16 protein-coding genes are annotated in these 16,050 nt (G+C 66.7%); 3 read left to right on the top strand and 13 right to left on the bottom strand.

Annotated elements, in window-relative coordinates; translation table 11 throughout:
* Positions 1-160: 160 nt before the first annotated feature.
* Genes fliG through ACI3K3_RS24125 form a run of 4 tightly spaced genes read right to left on the bottom strand, consistent with a single transcriptional unit; the run spans position 161 to position 4,666 of the window.
* The gene (gene fliG / locus ACI3K3_RS24140; protein ID WP_404918402.1) at positions 161-1,192 is read right to left on the bottom strand and encodes a flagellar motor switch protein FliG; all 1,032 of its coding nucleotides are present in this window, start codon (positions 1,190-1,192) and stop codon (positions 161-163) included.
* On the bottom strand, positions 1,192-2,970 hold the full coding sequence (fliF, locus tag ACI3K3_RS24135) for a flagellar basal-body MS-ring/collar protein FliF (RefSeq protein ID WP_404918400.1): 1,779 nt from the start codon (positions 2,968-2,970) through the stop codon (positions 1,192-1,194). Before fliF ends, fliG begins: the two co-directional genes overlap by 1 nt.
* Positions 2,971-2,975: 5 nt before the next feature.
* Positions 2,976-3,359 (bottom strand): flagellar hook-basal body complex protein FliE, encoded by a 384-nt coding sequence (gene fliE / locus ACI3K3_RS24130; protein ID WP_404918398.1) that lies wholly within the window; start codon positions 3,357-3,359, stop codon positions 2,976-2,978.
* Positions 3,356-4,666 carry a sigma-54 interaction domain-containing protein gene (locus ACI3K3_RS24125; protein ID WP_404918396.1) on the bottom strand — a complete coding sequence of 437 codons (1,311 nt, stop codon included), beginning with the start codon at positions 4,664-4,666 and terminating at the stop codon, positions 3,356-3,358. The genes fliE and ACI3K3_RS24125 overlap by 4 nt, the downstream gene beginning before the upstream one ends.
* Positions 4,667-4,923: 257 nt before the next feature.
* On the opposite strand from ACI3K3_RS24125, the gene ACI3K3_RS24120 reads away from it, so the two are divergent.
* Positions 4,924-5,748, top strand: coding sequence for a flagellin (locus tag ACI3K3_RS24120; protein ID WP_404918394.1), 825 nt, complete (start codon positions 4,924-4,926; stop codon positions 5,746-5,748).
* Positions 5,749-5,956: 208 nt separating this feature from the next.
* On the top strand, positions 5,957-6,646 hold the full coding sequence (locus tag ACI3K3_RS24115; protein WP_404918392.1) for a DUF2490 domain-containing protein: 690 nt from the start codon (positions 5,957-5,959) through the stop codon (positions 6,644-6,646).
* A gap of 306 nt (positions 6,647-6,952) precedes the next feature.
* Here the strand turns inward: ACI3K3_RS24115 and ahpF are convergent, their stop codons facing one another.
* Both ahpF and ahpC read right to left on the bottom strand, forming a co-directional pair.
* Positions 6,953-8,551 carry an alkyl hydroperoxide reductase subunit F gene (ahpF, locus tag ACI3K3_RS24110; RefSeq protein WP_404918390.1) on the bottom strand — a complete coding sequence of 533 codons (1,599 nt, stop codon included), beginning with the start codon at positions 8,549-8,551 and terminating at the stop codon, positions 6,953-6,955.
* A gap of 136 nt (positions 8,552-8,687) precedes the next feature.
* Complete coding sequence (gene ahpC / locus ACI3K3_RS24105; protein ID WP_404918388.1) at positions 8,688-9,254, bottom strand: alkyl hydroperoxide reductase subunit C; 567 nt, start codon at positions 9,252-9,254, stop codon at positions 8,688-8,690.
* A 199-nt stretch (positions 9,255-9,453) separates the two neighbouring features.
* Here ahpC and ACI3K3_RS24100 point away from each other — a divergent pair, with 199 nt between their 5' ends.
* Entirely contained in the window at positions 9,454-9,828 is a 375-nt protein-coding gene (locus ACI3K3_RS24100; RefSeq protein WP_404918386.1) for a hypothetical protein, read from the top strand.
* Between the two features lie 189 nt (positions 9,829-10,017).
* On the opposite strand, the gene ACI3K3_RS24095 is transcribed toward ACI3K3_RS24100, so the two are convergent.
* From ACI3K3_RS24095 to ACI3K3_RS24065, 7 genes are all read right to left on the bottom strand, one after another.
* The gene (locus ACI3K3_RS24095) at positions 10,018-10,854 is read right to left on the bottom strand and encodes a flagellar motor protein MotB (RefSeq protein WP_404918384.1); all 837 of its coding nucleotides are present in this window, start codon (positions 10,852-10,854) and stop codon (positions 10,018-10,020) included.
* A 16-nt stretch (positions 10,855-10,870) separates the two neighbouring features.
* Positions 10,871-11,734: a flagellar motor stator protein MotA gene (gene motA, locus ACI3K3_RS24090; protein WP_313443323.1), complete on the bottom strand. Its 864-nt coding sequence runs from the start codon at positions 11,732-11,734 to the stop codon at positions 10,871-10,873.
* Between the two features lie 53 nt (positions 11,735-11,787).
* Positions 11,788-12,711: a flagellar biosynthesis protein FlgL gene (locus tag ACI3K3_RS24085; RefSeq protein ID WP_404918382.1), complete on the bottom strand. Its 924-nt coding sequence runs from the start codon at positions 12,709-12,711 to the stop codon at positions 11,788-11,790.
* Between the two features lie 8 nt (positions 12,712-12,719).
* Positions 12,720-14,057, bottom strand: coding sequence for a flagellar hook-associated protein FlgK (flgK, locus tag ACI3K3_RS24080; RefSeq protein ID WP_404918380.1), 1,338 nt, complete (start codon positions 14,055-14,057; stop codon positions 12,720-12,722).
* A 5-nt stretch (positions 14,058-14,062) separates the two neighbouring features.
* Entirely contained in the window at positions 14,063-14,362 is a 300-nt protein-coding gene (locus ACI3K3_RS24075; RefSeq protein ID WP_404918378.1) for a rod-binding protein, read from the bottom strand.
* Complete coding sequence (locus ACI3K3_RS24070) at positions 14,359-15,438, bottom strand: flagellar basal body P-ring protein FlgI (RefSeq protein ID WP_404918404.1); 1,080 nt, start codon at positions 15,436-15,438, stop codon at positions 14,359-14,361. The genes ACI3K3_RS24075 and ACI3K3_RS24070 overlap by 4 nt, the downstream gene beginning before the upstream one ends.
* Before the next feature lie 56 nt (positions 15,439-15,494).
* Positions 15,495-16,050 (bottom strand): flagellar basal body L-ring protein FlgH (locus ACI3K3_RS24065; RefSeq protein WP_404918376.1); only part of this gene is annotated, 556 nt, incomplete at its 5' end.

Below are 16,050 nucleotides of genomic sequence, written 5' to 3'. Positions count from 1 at the left end.
GCTTGGGGGGGGCGGGGGCTCGGGCGGCGTGGAGGCCGGGTCTCCTGCGAAGCGTGCGTCCGGCTGGAACCCCGAAGGCGTAGCGAGCTGGTCGAGCAGCAGCCGGGCGGAGCTTCCCTCGCGTTCTCGCTGGAGGTTGGTCCGACGTGAGAAACCAAGATCAGACATAGTCGTCGTCTCCCGATCCGAACGCGATCGTGCCGTCCGCGGCAAGACGGCGAGCGATGGTCACGACTTCCTTCTGGGCTGCGACCACATCGGCAAGCCGCGTGCGGCCGCGCGCGACGATCTCGTCCTTCACGCCGTCCGCGGCGCGGCTCGACATGGCGCGGAAGAAGTGTTCGCGCTCGTCCTCGCTCACGCCCTTGAGCGCGTCGATCAGGGTATCGTTCGGCACGTCGCGCAGCAGCGAACCCATGGACTTGGGATCGAGCACGAAGAGATGCTCGAACTTGAACATCTCGTCCTCGATCCGCCGCGCCAGTCCCTTGTCGCGGCGGGTGAGTTCGCCCAGCACGCGCTTTTCCACCACTTTGCCGACGCCGTTGATGATTTCCGCCGCCTCGCGCGCGCCGCCGATGGAGAGCGGGCGATTGCCGTGGTGCTGGGCAATGCGGCGCGAGAGCAGTTCCTCGAGCATCTGGATCGCCTGCGGGGATACCGGCCCCAGCGTGGCGATGCGGTGGACGATGCCCGGCTGGTCCTCCGCCGGCAGGGCATGGAGCACGGCGGCGGCCACGTCGGCATCGAGCTGGACCAGCAGCACCGCGATCGCCTGCGGGTGCTCGCCGTGCACCAGCGGCACCAGCGATTCCGGCGTGAGCCACCGCGCGAGTTCCAGCGCCCGGTGTTGGGCCGCTTCCGGCAGGATGCGGCTCATCGTATTGTCCGCCTTCACATCGCCCACGGCGCGGGCGAACATGCCGCGCACTTGCTCGACGCGATCGTGGGCGACCAGGCCGAGCGCCTCCGTCCTGACCACGAAGCCGGCGATGGCCTCGGCGATCAGGTCGGGGCCGATTTCGCCCAGCGCGCACATTCTTTCGCCCAGGCGGCGCAGTTCCTCCGGTTCGAATTCGGACAGGATGCGGCTGGTCTGTTCCTCGTCGAGCAGCATCATCATGATCGCGGCGTTGTCGGTACCCGAAAGGACGGCGGCAGGGTCGGCGGCGGGAAGGGAAGTCTCGCCCATCATGCCGCCTTCACGCCGCCCGCGTTTTCGTCTGGCTGCGGATCGTTGATCATCTGGCGCAGCGCGGCGACGGCGCTGTCCGGTTTTTCCGCGACCAGCCGCTGCGCAAGATTGACCTGGCGAGAGAGCAGGTCGGCGCGGCGCAGGTCGATGTCGAGGCCATCGGCGCCGGGAATCTCGGGCCGATGCGGCAGGGCGCCGACGAGGGTTCCGGAAGCGCCGTCCGGCGTGCCTTCCAGCGCGCGTTCAAGCGCCATTTGCAGAGGGTCGTCCTGTGCATCCTCCTGCGCGCCGCGCTTCGATTTGCGGCCCTTCCGCCCTCTGGTCGCAGCCTTGTCACCGCGCGCAGCCTTGATGAGCGGACGGACGCCGAGCAGGAGCACCATCAGCACCGCCAGCAATGCGGCGCCGTTGCGCACGACCATGGCGAACCAGGGTGTTTCGTAAAAGGGCAGGACATTGTCGTTGGCGGCCTCGAAACTGCGGGTCACGACCTTCACCACGTCTCCGCGCTGGGGATCGGCGCCCACGGCGGCGCTGACCAGAGATTCTATGTCCCGGATTTCCTGCGCCCGCGCGCCCTTCACGGCCTCTGCCTTGATCGCCACCGCCACCGATATGCGCTTGATCCCGCCCGGCCGGGTATTGGCGACGGAAACCTGGCGGCCCAGTTCGTATGTGCGGCTGGACGAGGATTCGCCGTTGGTCGGCGGGGTGCCGGAAGGCGGCGGCTGCGTGCCCTGGGGCGGGCCCGGGCGCGGCTGCGCGGCGGGCGGCGGCGTGTTGGAGAGCACCCCCGGAACGCCGACGGCCGGGCCGGTCCCGGTCGACTGCGACTGTTCCTGGGTTTCGCTGCGCACGACCCCGTCCTTGTCGTAGCTTTCGCGGGCGGAGGTCACGTCGTCCATGTCGAGCGCGACTTGCGCCTCGGTGGTGAAGTTGTCGTGACCCAGGACCGGCGTCAGCAGGCTGGACACCTGGTCGCGGATTTTCGTCTCCAGCCGGGCTTGCAGGTCAAGCCGGTCCCCATCGGGGCCGCCGCTCCCCGCCGAAAGCAGGCGTCCGTGCTGGTCGACCACCTTCACGGCACCGGGGGAAAGGCCCGGAACCGAGCCGGCGACGAGGTTCACGATGGCGGAAACCTGGCTTTCGGAGAGCTGCCGCCCCGCCTTGAGCCTGACCATGACCGAGGCCGTGGGCGGCAGATTGTCACGCACGAAGACGGATTTCTCACCCTCGGCGATGTGGACGCGGACGGAATCGACGCCGTCGATCTCGGCCACGGTCATTTGCAGGTCGTGCTCGCGGGCGGAGCGCAGGCGTTCGCCTTCCAACACGCGGCTGGCGCCCATCGGCAACTTGTCCAGCATCTGGTCGCCGCTTTCGGGCGTCGCCAGCGCGCCGTCGGAAGCGACCAGCATGCGCGCCTTGTAGAAGTCTCCCTCTCCCACCGTGAGGGCGCCGGTGCCGCTGTCTATGCGATAGTCTATCCCGGCCTGATCGAGCGCGGCGACCACGCCCGCGCGGTCGGCATCGTCCAACTGGCCATAGAGCACCCGTTGCGGCGAGGGCGCCAGCATGGCCCATGCCAGCAGCGCCCCGCCCACCGCCGCCAGGCCGAGGAACACGGGCAGCATCTTCCGCACCGCCGGCTGTGCGGCGAAGGCACTCAGGCGTGTCAGCACCGGGCCGCCGGATCGGTCCATGAGCGGGGCGAAGAGGGAGGGCGCGGAGAAGGCGGGGGCGCCCTCGGCGGTCGCGGGAACGAGGTTGGCCATTCAGGTCACACTCCCATCCGCATGATGTCCTGATAGGCGGACAGCAGCTTGTTGCGCACCTGCATGGTGGCCTCGAAAGCGATGCCGGCCTCCTGGCGGGCGAGCATGACTTTGGCGACGTCGGTGACTTCGCCTTTCTGGTAGGCGGTTGTCACGCTTTCGGCGCGGCCCTGCACGGCATTCACGTTTTGCAGCGCGGTTTCGAGTGCATTGGCGAACCCCTGTCCGGCCGGTTCGGCGGGGAGTGTCGGCCCCGCGTTCACCTGCGCCTGCGTGTTGCCCTGTGCCGCGTGGATCTGGCGGAGCAGGTCACTGCGCTGGATGATCTGTTTGCGCAGGGCCATGATCTGGCCGATGCCCCCGGCAGATGAGAGGGGAAGCGAACTCATCGCAGCCCTCCGGCGAAGCCGCGCGGGGCGATGTCGATGCCCGCTTCGCGCAGGGAGGCGAGGCGATAGCGCAGCGTGCGTTCGGAAATGCCGAGTTCGCGCGCCGCGCGCAGGCGGTTGCCGCCGCAGGCCTCCAGAGTGGCGACGATCGCGCGGGCCTCCGAATTCTGGACGATGCTCGACAGCTTGCGGGCTCCGTCGCTTCCGAAGGCCCCGGCCCGCGCCTGTTCTCCGGAATGGCCAGGACCGGCGGGAAGGAGGCGGGCGGGGCTGTCGAACACGATATGCTCGGGCGTGATCGCCGCCTTTCCGTGCGCGAGCAGAAGCGCGCGGCGGATGACGTTTTCCAGCTCGCGCACGTTGCCGGGCCAGGAATGGAGCCTGAGCATGGCCAGCGCCGCATCGCTGAGGCAGGGCACCCGCGTCGCCCCGTCCTGCCGGTCCGCTGGCGCATGGCGCAAGGCCAGGGCGAAGGCGAGCGGGGCGATATCTTCCGGGCGTTCGCGCAGGGGGCGCAGGGCGAGCGGGAAGACATTGAGGCGATAGTAGAGATCCGCGCGGAAACGGCCTTCGGCCACTTCGGTGGGCAAGTCGCGGTTGGCGCAGGCGATCACGCGCAAGTCCACCTTGATCGGCCGCGTCGCACCGATCGGCACCACTTCCTGTTCCTGGAGCGCGCGCAGCAGCTTGGCCTGGAGCGGCAGGGGCAGTTCGGCGATCTCGTCGAGCAGCAGGGTACCGCCGTCCGCTGCGCGCATGAAGCCTTCGCTGGCCTGGATCGCCCCGGTGAACGCGCCTTTCACATGGCCGAACAGCAGGGCTTCCAGCATGGCCTCGGGCATGGCGGCGCAGTTCACGGCCACGAACGGGCCGTTCCGGCGCGGGCTGCGGGCATGGATGAAGCGGCTGAGCACTTCCTTGCCGGTGCCGGTGGGGCCGTTGATCAGCACCGGGATGTCGGTGTTCGCCAGACGGTCTGCCAGGGCGAAGACCGAGAGGCTTTCCGGATCGGCGGCGATCGGCTCGTCCGGGCCGGCCATGGCCGCCAGCAGCATGGCAAGCGAGGCTTCGGCGGTGGGATCGGCATATGTCACGGTGGTGACGCCCGCGCTTTCACGGGTCAGCGCGGCGTGATGGCCGCGCGCCAGATGCACCGCTCGCTTGCGTCCGGAAGCGGAGACCTCGTCGCCGCTGTCGCGCAAGTCGATCGCCGATCCGTCGAACAGCGATCCGGCAATGGCGGCGGCGCGCTGGACGAGCGGTCCGTGGCGCCGATTAAATTCCGTCTCGAAAACCCGTTCGACCATGTGTCGCGTCCCCAGTCGAATTAATCTGTTCCGGGGAGGGATATGGGGGGCTAACGGCGAATCTTTGGGAAATTTAAGGCCCCGTAGCGACCCTTAGTGAAGGTAAATTTTGGCAGATATCCAGGCGTTTCCGAGACGAGCCGTGCTGGTGGCGGGCTTAAATTCTCCTGCCCCTTGCCGGTCTTTGTCCCGACAGCAGCGCCGGATGGGCCGGCAGGAGCTGTTTCCTCTTCGGAATACTCTACGGGAGCCAATTCATGTCCGTCATCAACACCAATATCAGCGCGATTCGCGCTTCGAATGCCTCGAACGCCGCCAACAAGATGCTCGGCACCGCCATGGAGCGCCTGTCGACCGGCAAGCGCATCAACTCCGCCAAGGACGATGCCGCAGGCCTCGCCATCGCCACGTCCATGACCGCGCAGGTCCGCGGCATGAGCCAGGGCATCCGCAACGCCAATGACGGCATTTCGCTGGCCCAGACCGCCGAAGGCGCGTTGTCGGAAGTGTCGAACATGCTCCAGCGCGTCCGCGAACTGGCGATCCAGTCGTCCTCGGGCACCTACCAGGATAGCGACCGCGATGCGATGCAGTCGGAAGTGACCGCGCTGACCAGCCAGATCAGCGACATCCTTGCCGACACGACGTTCAACGGCAACGCCCTGTTCTCGACCACTTCGGGCAGCGACGTGACGTTCGATATCCAGACCGGCGCGAATTCGGGCGAGACGATCACGCTGACGTCCTCGGCCATCAACGGTGCGAACATCACCGCTTCGGCGCTCGACGTCTCGACCGCCGCCGACGCCTCCGACACGATCGACAACGTCGATCTGGCGCTGGAAGACGTGAACCAGACCCGCGCCTCGCTGGGCGCCGGGCAGAACCGCCTCGAATCGGCCGTGAACAACCTGACCAACAACGTGACCAACCTGTCGGACGCGCGTTCGCGGATCGAGGATGCGGACTACTCCGCCGAAACGACCCAGATGGCCAAGGCGCAGATCCTCAGCCAGGCGTCCACTGCCATGCTGGCGCAGGCGAACCAGAGCCAGCAGAACGTGCTGTCGCTGCTGCGCTAACACGGGCGCAATCGTGAGTTAGTCGGCGGGCCCCTGAGGGCTTCCGCAGGCCCCGCCGCACGGGCCCGGCACCATCCCCCAGGGTGCCGGGCCCGTCTTCGTGCTTTCGCGAGAGCTGCGGGCCACGAGCGAATACGGCCAGGACATGATCGGGAAATGGGCGGTTCATAAAGGAGCATGACCTCCATTCGTGAAGCCGGAACTTCCCATGCGCCGCGTTCTTGCCTGCTCTTTCGTTTTCGCCTCCTTGCTCGCCCATGCCGCTCCTGCCTGCGCGGAAACACGCGAGGATGAGCAGGTCTGGGTCAATCTCACGGCCATGGGGCCGATCTCGGGCGATGTGGTCTATTTCGCCGAACTTCAGCCGCGCATGGGCGACGGTGCTTCGCGGCTCGACCAGCTGCTGCTGCGCGGGGCAGTCGGCTTGAAGCTCTCGCCCGCCGTCACGCTCTACCAAGGCTATGCCCACGTCGTGTCGCCGTTGGACGGCGGGCGGGACGTGAACGAGGAACGCAGCTTCCAGCAGCTCAACTGGGCCATGGGCAAGCCCTGGGGCGGCGAGCTGACCTCGCGCACGCGGTTCGAACAGCGCTGGCGTTCGGACGGCGGCGACACGGGCTGGCGCCTGCGCGAGATGCTGCGTTACGAGAAGCCGCTGAAGCCCGGCACCCAGGCGGTCAATGCGCTGGTCTATGCGGAAGGCTTCCTGGCGCTCAACGATACGGATTGGGGCGCGCGGGCAGGCTTCGACCAGTTGCGCTCCTTCGTGGGCGTCGAACTGGGCGTGAAGGACGCGACGACGGTGGAACTGGGTTATCTCAATCAGGTGATCGACCAGACCCGTGGGCGGACGCGGGTGAACCACGTCGCCTCGGTTTCGCTGTTTTTCCGGCACTGAGCGGGGCCTTTTGCGGCCGATCTCGCCTACCAAGCACCGCCTCAATGCCCGCAACGTCATCCTGAACTCGTTTCAGGATCCATCGTTGGGCATTACCGAGAGGTAGTATGAAGAGCGCGGTGAGGGAGGTTACCGATCGGAGCGCGAGGCTTGGCGGCAAGATGGATCCTGAAACGAGTTCAGGATGACGATTGTGATGAGGGGAGGGCCGCCTTCTCCGCGACATCGTCATACTGTGAAGGCGTATGACAAAACGGGCGGGAGTCTTGCGACTCCCGCCCGTATCTGTTTCCGTTGGCGTTTGGATCAGGCGGCTTCTGCAGCTTCGAGGATCTCTTCCGGAGCCTCGTTGCGGATCAGGTAGTCGAAGGCCGAAAGGGCTGCCTTCGAGCCTTCGCCCATGGCGATGATGATCTGCTTGTAGGGCACCGTGGTCACGTCACCCGCGGCGAAAATGCCGGGGAGGTTGGTGGCCGCCTTGTCGTCGATCACGATCTCGCCGCGACCCGTGAGTTCGACGCCGGAGCCCTTGAGCCATTCGGTGTTGGGCACCAGACCGATCTGGACGAACACGCCTTCCAGCTCGACCTTGTGCTCCTGGCCGGTCTCGCGATCCTTGTAGACCAGGGCGTTCACCTTATCGCCGTCGCCTTCGACTTCGGTGGTCTGGGCATTGGTGAGGATCACAACGTTCTTCATCGACTTCAGCTTGTCGACCAGGACCTGGTCGGCGCGCAGCTTGGCGTCGAATTCGATCAGGGTGACGTGGCCGACGATGTTGGCGAGGTCGATCGCCGCTTCCACGCCGGAGTTGCCGCCGCCGATCACCGCCACGCGCTTGCCCTTGAACAGCGGGCCGTCGCAGTGCGGGCAATAGGCCACGCCCTTGTTCTTGTACTCGGCCTCGCCGGGCACGCCCAGGTTCCGCCAGCGGGCACCGGTGGTCAGCACGAGGCTGCGGGCCTTGAGCGAGGCGCCGTTGGCGAAGACCACCTCGTGATAGCCGCCGAGTTCCTTGGCCGGGATCAGCTTTTCGGCGCGCTGAAGGTTCATCACGTCGATGTCGTATTCAGCGACGTGCGTTTCCAGCGCGGCGGCCAACTTGGGGCCTTCGGTATAAGGGACCGAGATGAAGTTCTCGATGCCCATGGTGTCCTGCACCTGGCCGCCGAAGCGCTCCGCGACCACGCCGGTGGAGAAGCCCTTGCGCGCGGTGTAGATCGCGGCCGAGGCCCCGGCGGGTCCGCCGCCGACCACCAGCACTTCGAAAGGCTTCTTGCCGGCCAGCACGGCGGCCGCCTTGGCGTCGGCGCCGGTGTCGAGCTTGGCGAGGATTTCCTCGATGCTCATCTTGCCCGAACCCCACATCTTGCCGTTCAGGAAGACGGCGGGGACGGCCATGACGCCGCGTTCCTCGACTTCCGCCTGGAACGTGCCACCCTCGATCAGGGTGGCGTTCACATGCGGGTTGTTGAGCGCGAGCAGGGTCAGCGCCTGTACCACGTCGGGGCAGTTGTGGCAGGAGAGCGAGAAATACATCTCGAACTCGTGCTCGCCCTCTATGGCGCGGGCGATTTCGAGTGCCTCGTCGGAAACCTTGGGCGGGTGGCCGCCGGCCCAGAGCAGGGCAAGGACCAGCGAGGTGAATTCATGGCCAAGCGGCAGACCTGCGAAACGCACCCAGGCGCTTGCGTCGCTCGCGCGGCGGATGATGAAACTGGGGCGGCGCTTGTCGTCGCCGTCGAAAGTGGCGGTGACCTTGTCCGAGAGCGAGGCGATGGTGGTCAGCAGCTCGCGGGTCTGGGCGGACTTTGCGTCATCGCCAAGCGAGGCGACGAGCTCGATCGGCTCGCGCAGCATGCCGAGATATTGCGAGAGCTGTTGCTTCAGGTTGGCGTCGAGCATGGTCTTGGCGTCCTTTGGAATATCGTTGGTAAAGGGGCGGTCGGGGATTTCTGTTCCGCGTGAGGGCGCGGCTCGGGACGAGGGAAATCCCCGAGCCGCGCACCTTCAGCACGCGACCCGGAAGATCGCGGTAGTGTTAGAGCTTGCCGACGAGTTCGAGCGAGGGAGCGAGGGTTTCTTCACCCTCTTCCCACTTGGCCGGGCAGACCTGGCCGGGGTGCTCGCGCCAGTACTTGGCGGCCTTGATCTTGCGGACGAGTTCGGCGGCGTTGCGGCCCACGCCCTCGGGGGTGATTTCGACCAGCTGGATCACGCCGTCCGGATCGACCACGAAGGTGGCGCGGTCGGCCAGGCCAACGCCTTCGCGCAGGACGCCGAAGTTGTTGGTCAGGTTATGGTTCTGGTCACCGAGGAACGCGTACTTGATCTTGCCGATCTTGTCCGAGGTGTCGTGCCAGGCCTTGTGGCTGAAGTGCGTGTCGGTCGAAACGCCGTAGACTTCGACGCCGAGGCCCTGGAGGGTTTCGTACTGCTCGCCGAGGTCTTCGAGTTCGGTGGGGCAGACGAAGGTGAAGTCAGCGGGGTAGAAGAAGAACACGGCCCACTTGCCGGCGATGTCCGCTTCGGTGACGTCGAAGAAATTCTTGCCCGCCTGGAATGCGGTGTTCTTGAACGGCTTGATCTGGCTGCCGACGATACCCATGGATTTGATCTCCCTCGATTGGGTGTTGAAGTTCGAGGACGGAGATAGGGCCCTCATGTGACGTTGTGTAGGGCGTTGATCCGATTGAGTTGATCGGTTTGCTCGATAAGTGGCGATGGACTGAGCGTTTCTGTCGATAAAATGGCCGCAAGTGCGAAAAGCCGTGCGGCGGCGCGCGGGATCGGGCAACGGAAGCGGCATGAGAACGACAAGACTCGCGCTGCTTCTTGCGGCTTGTGCCTCGCTTGCTGCCTGCAACGGCTGGCCCACCTCGCTCGACAATCGCGCAACCGGCGATGTGCGGTTCCGCTATCATCACCGCCTCTACGACGAATGGTCCAGTTGGGCTCCGGTGGCGCAAGGGCGCGCGGTGCTCCTCGCGCGCGAGCACCGGGTGCGGGACATGTCCGGGCTGGAGATCACGCAGGCCGGGCTGACTTACCGCTATGGCGAGCGCGCGCTGGCGCCGGTGCAGCGGTTCTGCGCGGGCAGCTCCAGTTGCACGCTGGTCTATCGCGGTGAAGGCAGGCTGGAGGCGCGGACTTCCGCGCTGCCGGACGCGCAGGTGCAGTAGGGCGCGAATGCTAGGATTGGCTTAGGCGCTACGATCTGGTCCGTGAACCGACGTCATCCTGAACTTGTTTCAGGATCCATCTTGCCGATCGAGCCGCCGTTGATGGCCAGCAATGGATCCTGAAACAAGTTCAGGATGACGTGGAGCTGCTGGGCGTTCGTTGGGGGAGATTCCAGACGAAACGCCCCCTCAATCCGCCAAAGTGATCGAGATACGCCGGTTGCGCGGGTCGTGCGGGTCGGCGGGGATCAGCAGTTCGGTGTCGGCCACACCTTCGATGCGCTTGAACCGCGCGCCCTCCACGCTGTTGCGGATGAGCTGCTGGCGCGTGGCTTCAGCGCGCCCGGCCGAGAGCGACCAGTTGTTGCCCGCAAGGCCTTGCTTGTAGGGCAGGGCATCGGTGTGCCCCCGGATCGTCAGCGGCCCACCGGCCGGGCCGATGGCCTGCGAAATGGCGGAAAGCAGTTCCACCGCCTGCGGGGTCAGGATCGTGGTGCCCAGGCGAAACATCGAGAAGTCCGCATCGTCCACCATGTCGATCCGCACGCCCTGCGTGGTGTCCACCATCCGCACCTGACGAGAAAGGCGGCGCAGGCGCTCGGTGGAAGCGAGTTTCTTTTCCAGCGCTTCCTTGGCGCGGGAACTACGCTTCACCTTGGAGCCGCCTTCCTTGGGGCCGCCGGTGGCGTCGCGCGGGATGGTGAGTGTCTTGGTGCCGGTCTGCCCGGCCTTGAACGGATAGTTGTCCACTTGCGTCAGCGAGGCGCCGCCGAGCACGCCTTGCCCGGACCCGGCGCTGCCCTGCTTGGTCTTGACCAGGGTGGGCGTGAAGTAGTCGGCGATGCCGCGCCGCTGCTTCTCGGTGGTGGCGCCCAGGATCCAGAGCAGCAGAAAGAAGGCCATCATGGCCGTCACGAAGTCGGCATAGGCGACTTTCCAGGCGCCGCCGTGGTGCCCTGCGGCGACCATGGTGATCTTCTTGACGATGATCGGCCGGGGCGGTTCGGGCTTCTTCTTCGTGGCCATTTCAGCGCCCCCTCATTCAGCGACCCCTAAGGGCATCGAGCAGTTCGGAAAGGCCGGGGCGGAACGCATGGCCCAGTCCGGAACGGGCCGATTCCACCACTAGCGGCTGCGGCCAGCCATGCAGGCTGGCGATGATGACCTGCTTCACCGCCTGGAAGATCTGTTCGTCCTGCTCCAGCACCTGCTTCAGGCGCCCGGCCAGCGGCGAGACGATCCCGTAGGCCAGGAGCACGCCCATGAACGTGCCGACCAGCGCCGAGCCGATCATCGCGCCCAGGATCGAGGGCGGCTTGTCGATCGAGCCCATGGTCTTCACCACGCCCAGCACGGCGGCGACGATACCCAGCGCGGGGAGGGCGTCGGCAAGGCCCTGCAATGCGTGCTGGGGTTCGTGGCTCTCGTGGAAATGGGTCTTCATCGCATTGTCCATCACGTCCTCCACCGCGTGGACCTCCAGCGTGCCGGAAGAGACGACGATCAGGGTCAGCGTGTCGCAGATCAGGTGGACCAGCGGCTTGTTGGCGAGCAGGCGCGGGAATTCGGCGAAAAGCGCGGAGGTTTCAGGTTCGTTGACATGGCTTTCCAGCGCTACCGGGCCTTCCGAGCGCAGAATCTTCATCAGCCGGGTGGTGAGGATGATGGCGTCTATATGATCCTGCTTGTTGTGGCGCGGGCCCTTGAACACTTTGCCCAGCCCGCCGCCGAGCGCCTTGATTTCGTGCATGGAATTGCCGGTGACGATGGCCCCGATCGCGGCGCCGCCGATGATCAGCATCTCGTGCGGGATCGCTTCCATGACCGGGCCGAGCGCCCCCCCGGTCATCGCAAAGCCGCCGAAAACCATCACCAGCAGGATGACGACGCCGATGATCACGAACATGCAGGCAGTCCCCCGGATTCAGGCCCTCTGGCAGGCCGGACGCGAAAGGCGGATCAGTTCAGCCGGTCGAACAGGCTGAGCGAGGCGAGCCGGGTGAAGCTGGCCTGGCTGGCTTCCAGCACTGTCATCGTTTCCTGAAGCTGCGCCAGAGCGGTGGCGAGGTCGACGCCGCCGAGGTCCGCTTCCTCCGAAGAGCGCAGTTCCGACAGGTTGACGCGGCGGTCGTCGGTCACCTCGATCCACGCCAGCCGGGTGCCGATCACGGTCTGGCCGGTGGAAAGCGTGTCCAGCCCGGTCTTGAGATCGGCCAGCGCACTACCTGCCGCGCCGGCCGGATCGGCCGAACCGCCCGACAGCGCGCTCGCGAGAGTCCGGACCACGGACATGAGGTCCGTCGCCGCGCCGTCGGCGCCGGTGAACGACAGGAAGGCCGGGCCGGTCATCGAGCGCGTCACGCTCTGTCCGTCGCCCAGCGGCAGTTCGCCGGAGCTGTTGGTGCCGACGTAGACCGGCTTGCCCGCTGCATCGAGGCTATAGGCATCTCCCGCGCTCTCGCCCCCGAACAGCGCGTGGCCGCTGGAATCCCGCGCATTGGCGAGGGAGAGGAGATTGTTGAAGATCTGGTCCAGCTCCTGGCCGATCGAGGCGCGCTGGGTGTCGGTGAGCGTGGAATTGGAGGCTTCCATCGCCAGTTCCTGCGCGCGGATCAGCGCATCCGTCATGTCCGACATGGCGGCGTCCGCCAGCGAAAGGTCGGCGCTGGCGCGTCCGGCGCTGGTGCGGTCGATCCCCGCCAGCTTCTCCTGCCGGGCCAGCGCGCGCAGGCGCGAAGCGGCGACCGGATTGTCCGAGGACCGCTCCAGCTTGCTGCCGCTGGACATCTGCGCCTGGTAGTTCTCGGCCCGCGTGCGCAAGTCCTTCATGTCGCGGCGGGCGCGCTCGAAGAAGGCGCTGGTGCTGGTGGATACGATCGACATGGCGCGGACTACCTGATGGCAAGGATGGAATCGAAGATGTCGGAAGCGACCTGCATGACCCGGCCGGACGCCTGGTAGGCCTGCTGGAAGCGCGTGAGGTTGATCGCCTCTTCGTCGAGATCGACGCCGGCCTGGGCCTGGAGCGCCACTTTCGCGGTGCCGGCGATGGATTCCAGCGCATCGCGGGTCACGGTGCGTCCGGCGACGGCGCTGGAGATGCCGAACAGCAGGGTGTCCATCGCGCCTGCCGGATCCGCACTTTCGAGGGCAGCCCGCATCGAGACGAGGTTCGAGGTGTCGCGGCTGTTGGCGCCGGATCCGGCAGGCGCGGTGGCGATCTGGTTGCCGCTGGTCAGGGCCAGCGAGATGTCGGCGGCATTGCTTCCGGAGAACATCGCCTGCCCGGCCGCGCCGGTGAGGTCGGCCCCGGCCGTCTGCGTTCCATTGAGCGCCGAGATCACCCCTGCGGCGGTGGCGTCGAGCTGATCGCGGACGGCGGCGAGTTCCGTGAGGGCCTGTCCTTTCCCGGCCAATGCGCCGGAAGAGAGCGTGGCTGCGGTGCCGCCCAGCGTGAAGGAGATCGTGCCGTCGCCGCCGCTTGCCATGGCCAGCGTGGCGGCACTGCCGCCGTCGACCAGCCCCGGCCCGCCGGAGCCGCCGACCCGGACCTGCACCGAACCGTCGGTGGCGAAAGCGGTAGAGATATCGACCTGTCCGCTCAGCTTTTCCAGCAGCATGTCGCGCTGGTCCAGCAGGCTGGTGCGGTCGCTGGAGGCATCGGCCGCGCGGGAGAGGCGCAAGTTCACGCGGGCCAGTTCGGCGGCCGTGGTATTGACCGAATCTACCCCGTCCTGCGCTTCGAAGCGCAGGCCGTCGCCAACGGCGGCCAGGCTGGAGGCGGCCGTATTGAACGTCTGTGCAAGGGTGCGGCCCTGCTCCAGTGCCGAGGCACGCAGCGAACCGTCGGTCGGGTCGGACAGGAGTTGCTTCAGCGCGGCTTCGAAATCGACGATGGCATCGTAGACGCCGGTCTGCTCGACCGCGCTTTCGATGTTCTCCAGCCCCTGCACTTCGGCCCCAGCGCGGGCGGCGTCCGAACCGGTGCGGCGCACTTCGGACTGGCGGAACATGTCCGCATTGCGCACGATCCCGGTGATGCGCACGCCCGCGAGGTTGATCGCATTGGGCTGGGAGGCGACCGAATTGACCGCCACTTCCGATAGCGAGACGCTGCGGCGGACATAGCCCTGGGAAGAGGCATTGGCGATGTTCTGCGCGGTCACGTCCAGCGCGGCCTTGGCGGCGCGGGTGCCGGAGCGGGCGATGGTGATGAGATCGGCGGCCATGACTTTTACGCCTCCTTCTTCGCGGGCAGGAATCGGGCCATCTGTTCCTCGATGATCCTGGCCAGGCCCAGCACGCCGCTGTCGGCGGTGACGTCGGCGAAGTGCTCGTCCTGCATCCGATTGAAGGTATCGAGCGCCTGGCCGCCGAAGATCGGCTCGCCGCCGAAATGCGCCTTGCGGGCCTCGGCCAGCATCTGGCGCACGAACAGGGCTTCGAACTGCTTCGCGGTGACGGCCAGTTTCTCGCGGTCGGTGGCGCCCGGGGCGATGGTCATGCCGAGAAGCGTCGAGGGTATCGTGCTCATATCACCACCATTTCCGCTTTGAGCGCACCGGCCTGCTTCAGCGCTTCCAGGATCGCCACGAGATCGGAAGGGGTGACCCCCAGCAGGTTGAGCGCATCGACCACGCGAGCGAGCGAGGCACCGCCCCGGAACAGGGCGACCGAGCGCTTTTCCTCCTCGGTGTCGATCGCGGAATGCTCTTCCACTTCGGTCCGGCCACGGCTGAACGGCGCGGGCTGGACGACCATGGGGTTTTCCTGGATGCGCACGGTCAGCTTGCCGTGGCTGATCGCGGCGGGCGAAAGGCGCACGGCCGAATTGATGACGACGGTGCCGGTGCGGCTGTTGACGATCACGCGCGCCGGGGTTTCGGCGGGGTCGACGTCGATCATCTCGATCGCCGCCATCATCGAGGCGCGGCTGTCGGGATCGGCGGGGAGGCGCAGGGCTACGGTAACGCCGTCCTCCACCGAAGCCGTGCCGGGCAGGCGCGTGTTGATGGCATCGCGTACGCGGGCGGCGGTGAGGAAGTCCGAGTTGAACAGGTTCCAGCGCAAGGCGTCTCCGCCCTCGAAGCCGGTGGCGACCGCGCGTTCGACGCTGCCGCCTTCGGCGATGCGGCCCACGGTGGGAATGTTGATCGTCACGTTGGAGCCGTCCCGCGCCGAAACGCCCAGGCCCCCGACCGCGAGATTGCCTTGCGCCATCGCATAGATCTGGCCGTCCGCGCCATAGAGCGGGGTGAGGATCAGCGCGCCGCCGCGCAGGCTCTTGGCCTTGCCGATGGTGGAGACGGTCACGTCGATGCGCTGGCCGGGCTTGGCGAAGGCGGGAAGGTCGGCCGTGACCATGACGGCGGCGGCGTTCTTGAGGCCGGGGGAAATGCCCGGCGGCAAGGTCAGGCCCATGCGGCCCGAAACGCCCTTCATCGCCTGCGTGGTATATTCGAGATTGTCGTCCCCGGTGCCCGGCAGGCCGACGACCACGCCGTAGCCGGTGAGCTGGTTGGAGCGCACGCCCTGGAACTGGCCGAGATCGCGCAGACGCTCCGCATGGGCGTCCAGCGGGGCGAGGAACATGATCAGCGAGGCCAGCATCGCCGCGAGCAGCGTGGGCAGCCAGCGCTGGCGCCGGGAAAGTTTCTGCTGTGTCATCAGAACGGCGAGATCCGGTTGAAGAACTGGCCGAGCCAGCCCTGACGGCCGCTGCGCATGATCGCGCCCTTACCGGCATATTCGATGCGGGCGTCGGCGACGCGGGTCGAGGCGAGGGTATTGTCCTCGTCGATATCGGCGAGGCGGACGATGCCGGAAAACCGGACCCATTCGTCTCCCTGACTGACGAGCATCTTCTTCTCTCCTCTGACGAGCGCCGTTCCGTTCGGGCGCACTTCGGCGATGGTGACGGACAGCACCGAACTCAGCGAACTCGTCTGCGTCGCGCTGCCCTGACCATTGAACGTCGAGGAGGAGCTGGCGTTAAGGGCATCGGGCTTGAGAAACGACAGCGGCCCCGATGTCGGCGGCACGATCGCGGCGCCGCCGCCCTTCTGGCTTCGGGAGCCTGCGGTCTTGGCGGCAGTCGTCGATTCCACCAGCAGGATCGTCAGGGGATCGCCGACGCGGGCCGCGCGGGTGCCCCCATGAAGCGGCGCATAGCCTGCCGATACGCTGAAGATTCCACCGGTAACGGGCTGCGTTGGGGGAGGG

The sequence above is a fragment of the Novosphingobium sp. ZW T3_23 genome (assembly GCF_044987305.1).
In the GTDB taxonomy this organism is placed as follows: Bacteria; Pseudomonadota; Alphaproteobacteria; order Sphingomonadales; family Sphingomonadaceae; genus Novosphingobium.
The sequence above is the reverse complement of the archived record's forward strand: the minus strand, read 5'-3'. Positions and strand labels throughout refer to the sequence as shown.

Coding starts and splice junctions, on each gene's coding strand:
- fliG (WP_404918402.1), bottom strand. CDS start 1,192: ATGGGCGAGACTTCCCTTCCCGCCGCCGACCCTGCCGCCGTCCTTTCG.
- fliF (WP_404918400.1), bottom strand. CDS start 2,970: ATGGCCAACCTCGTTCCCGCGACCGCCGAGGGCGCCCCCGCCTTCTCC.
- fliE (WP_404918398.1), bottom strand. CDS start 3,359: ATGAGTTCGCTTCCCCTCTCATCTGCCGGGGGCATCGGCCAGATCATG.
- ACI3K3_RS24125 (WP_404918396.1), bottom strand. CDS start 4,666: ATGGTCGAACGGGTTTTCGAGACGGAATTTAATCGGCGCCACGGACCG.
- ACI3K3_RS24120 (WP_404918394.1), top strand. CDS start 4,924: ATGTCCGTCATCAACACCAATATCAGCGCGATTCGCGCTTCGAATGCC.
- ACI3K3_RS24115 (WP_404918392.1), top strand. CDS start 5,957: ATGCGCCGCGTTCTTGCCTGCTCTTTCGTTTTCGCCTCCTTGCTCGCC.
- ahpF (WP_404918390.1), bottom strand. CDS start 8,551: ATGCTCGACGCCAACCTGAAGCAACAGCTCTCGCAATATCTCGGCATG.
- ahpC (WP_404918388.1), bottom strand. CDS start 9,254: ATGGGTATCGTCGGCAGCCAGATCAAGCCGTTCAAGAACACCGCATTC.
- ACI3K3_RS24100 (WP_404918386.1), top strand. CDS start 9,454: ATGAGAACGACAAGACTCGCGCTGCTTCTTGCGGCTTGTGCCTCGCTT.
- ACI3K3_RS24095 (WP_404918384.1), bottom strand. CDS start 10,854: ATGGCCACGAAGAAGAAGCCCGAACCGCCCCGGCCGATCATCGTCAAG.
- motA (WP_313443323.1), bottom strand. CDS start 11,734: ATGTTCGTGATCATCGGCGTCGTCATCCTGCTGGTGATGGTTTTCGGC.
- ACI3K3_RS24085 (WP_404918382.1), bottom strand. CDS start 12,711: ATGTCGATCGTATCCACCAGCACCAGCGCCTTCTTCGAGCGCGCCCGC.
- flgK (WP_404918380.1), bottom strand. CDS start 14,057: ATGGCCGCCGATCTCATCACCATCGCCCGCTCCGGCACCCGCGCCGCC.
- ACI3K3_RS24075 (WP_404918378.1), bottom strand. CDS start 14,362: ATGAGCACGATACCCTCGACGCTTCTCGGCATGACCATCGCCCCGGGC.
- ACI3K3_RS24070 (WP_404918404.1), bottom strand. CDS start 15,438: ATGCTGGCCTCGCTGATCATGTTCCTCGCCCCGCTGGACGCCCATGCG.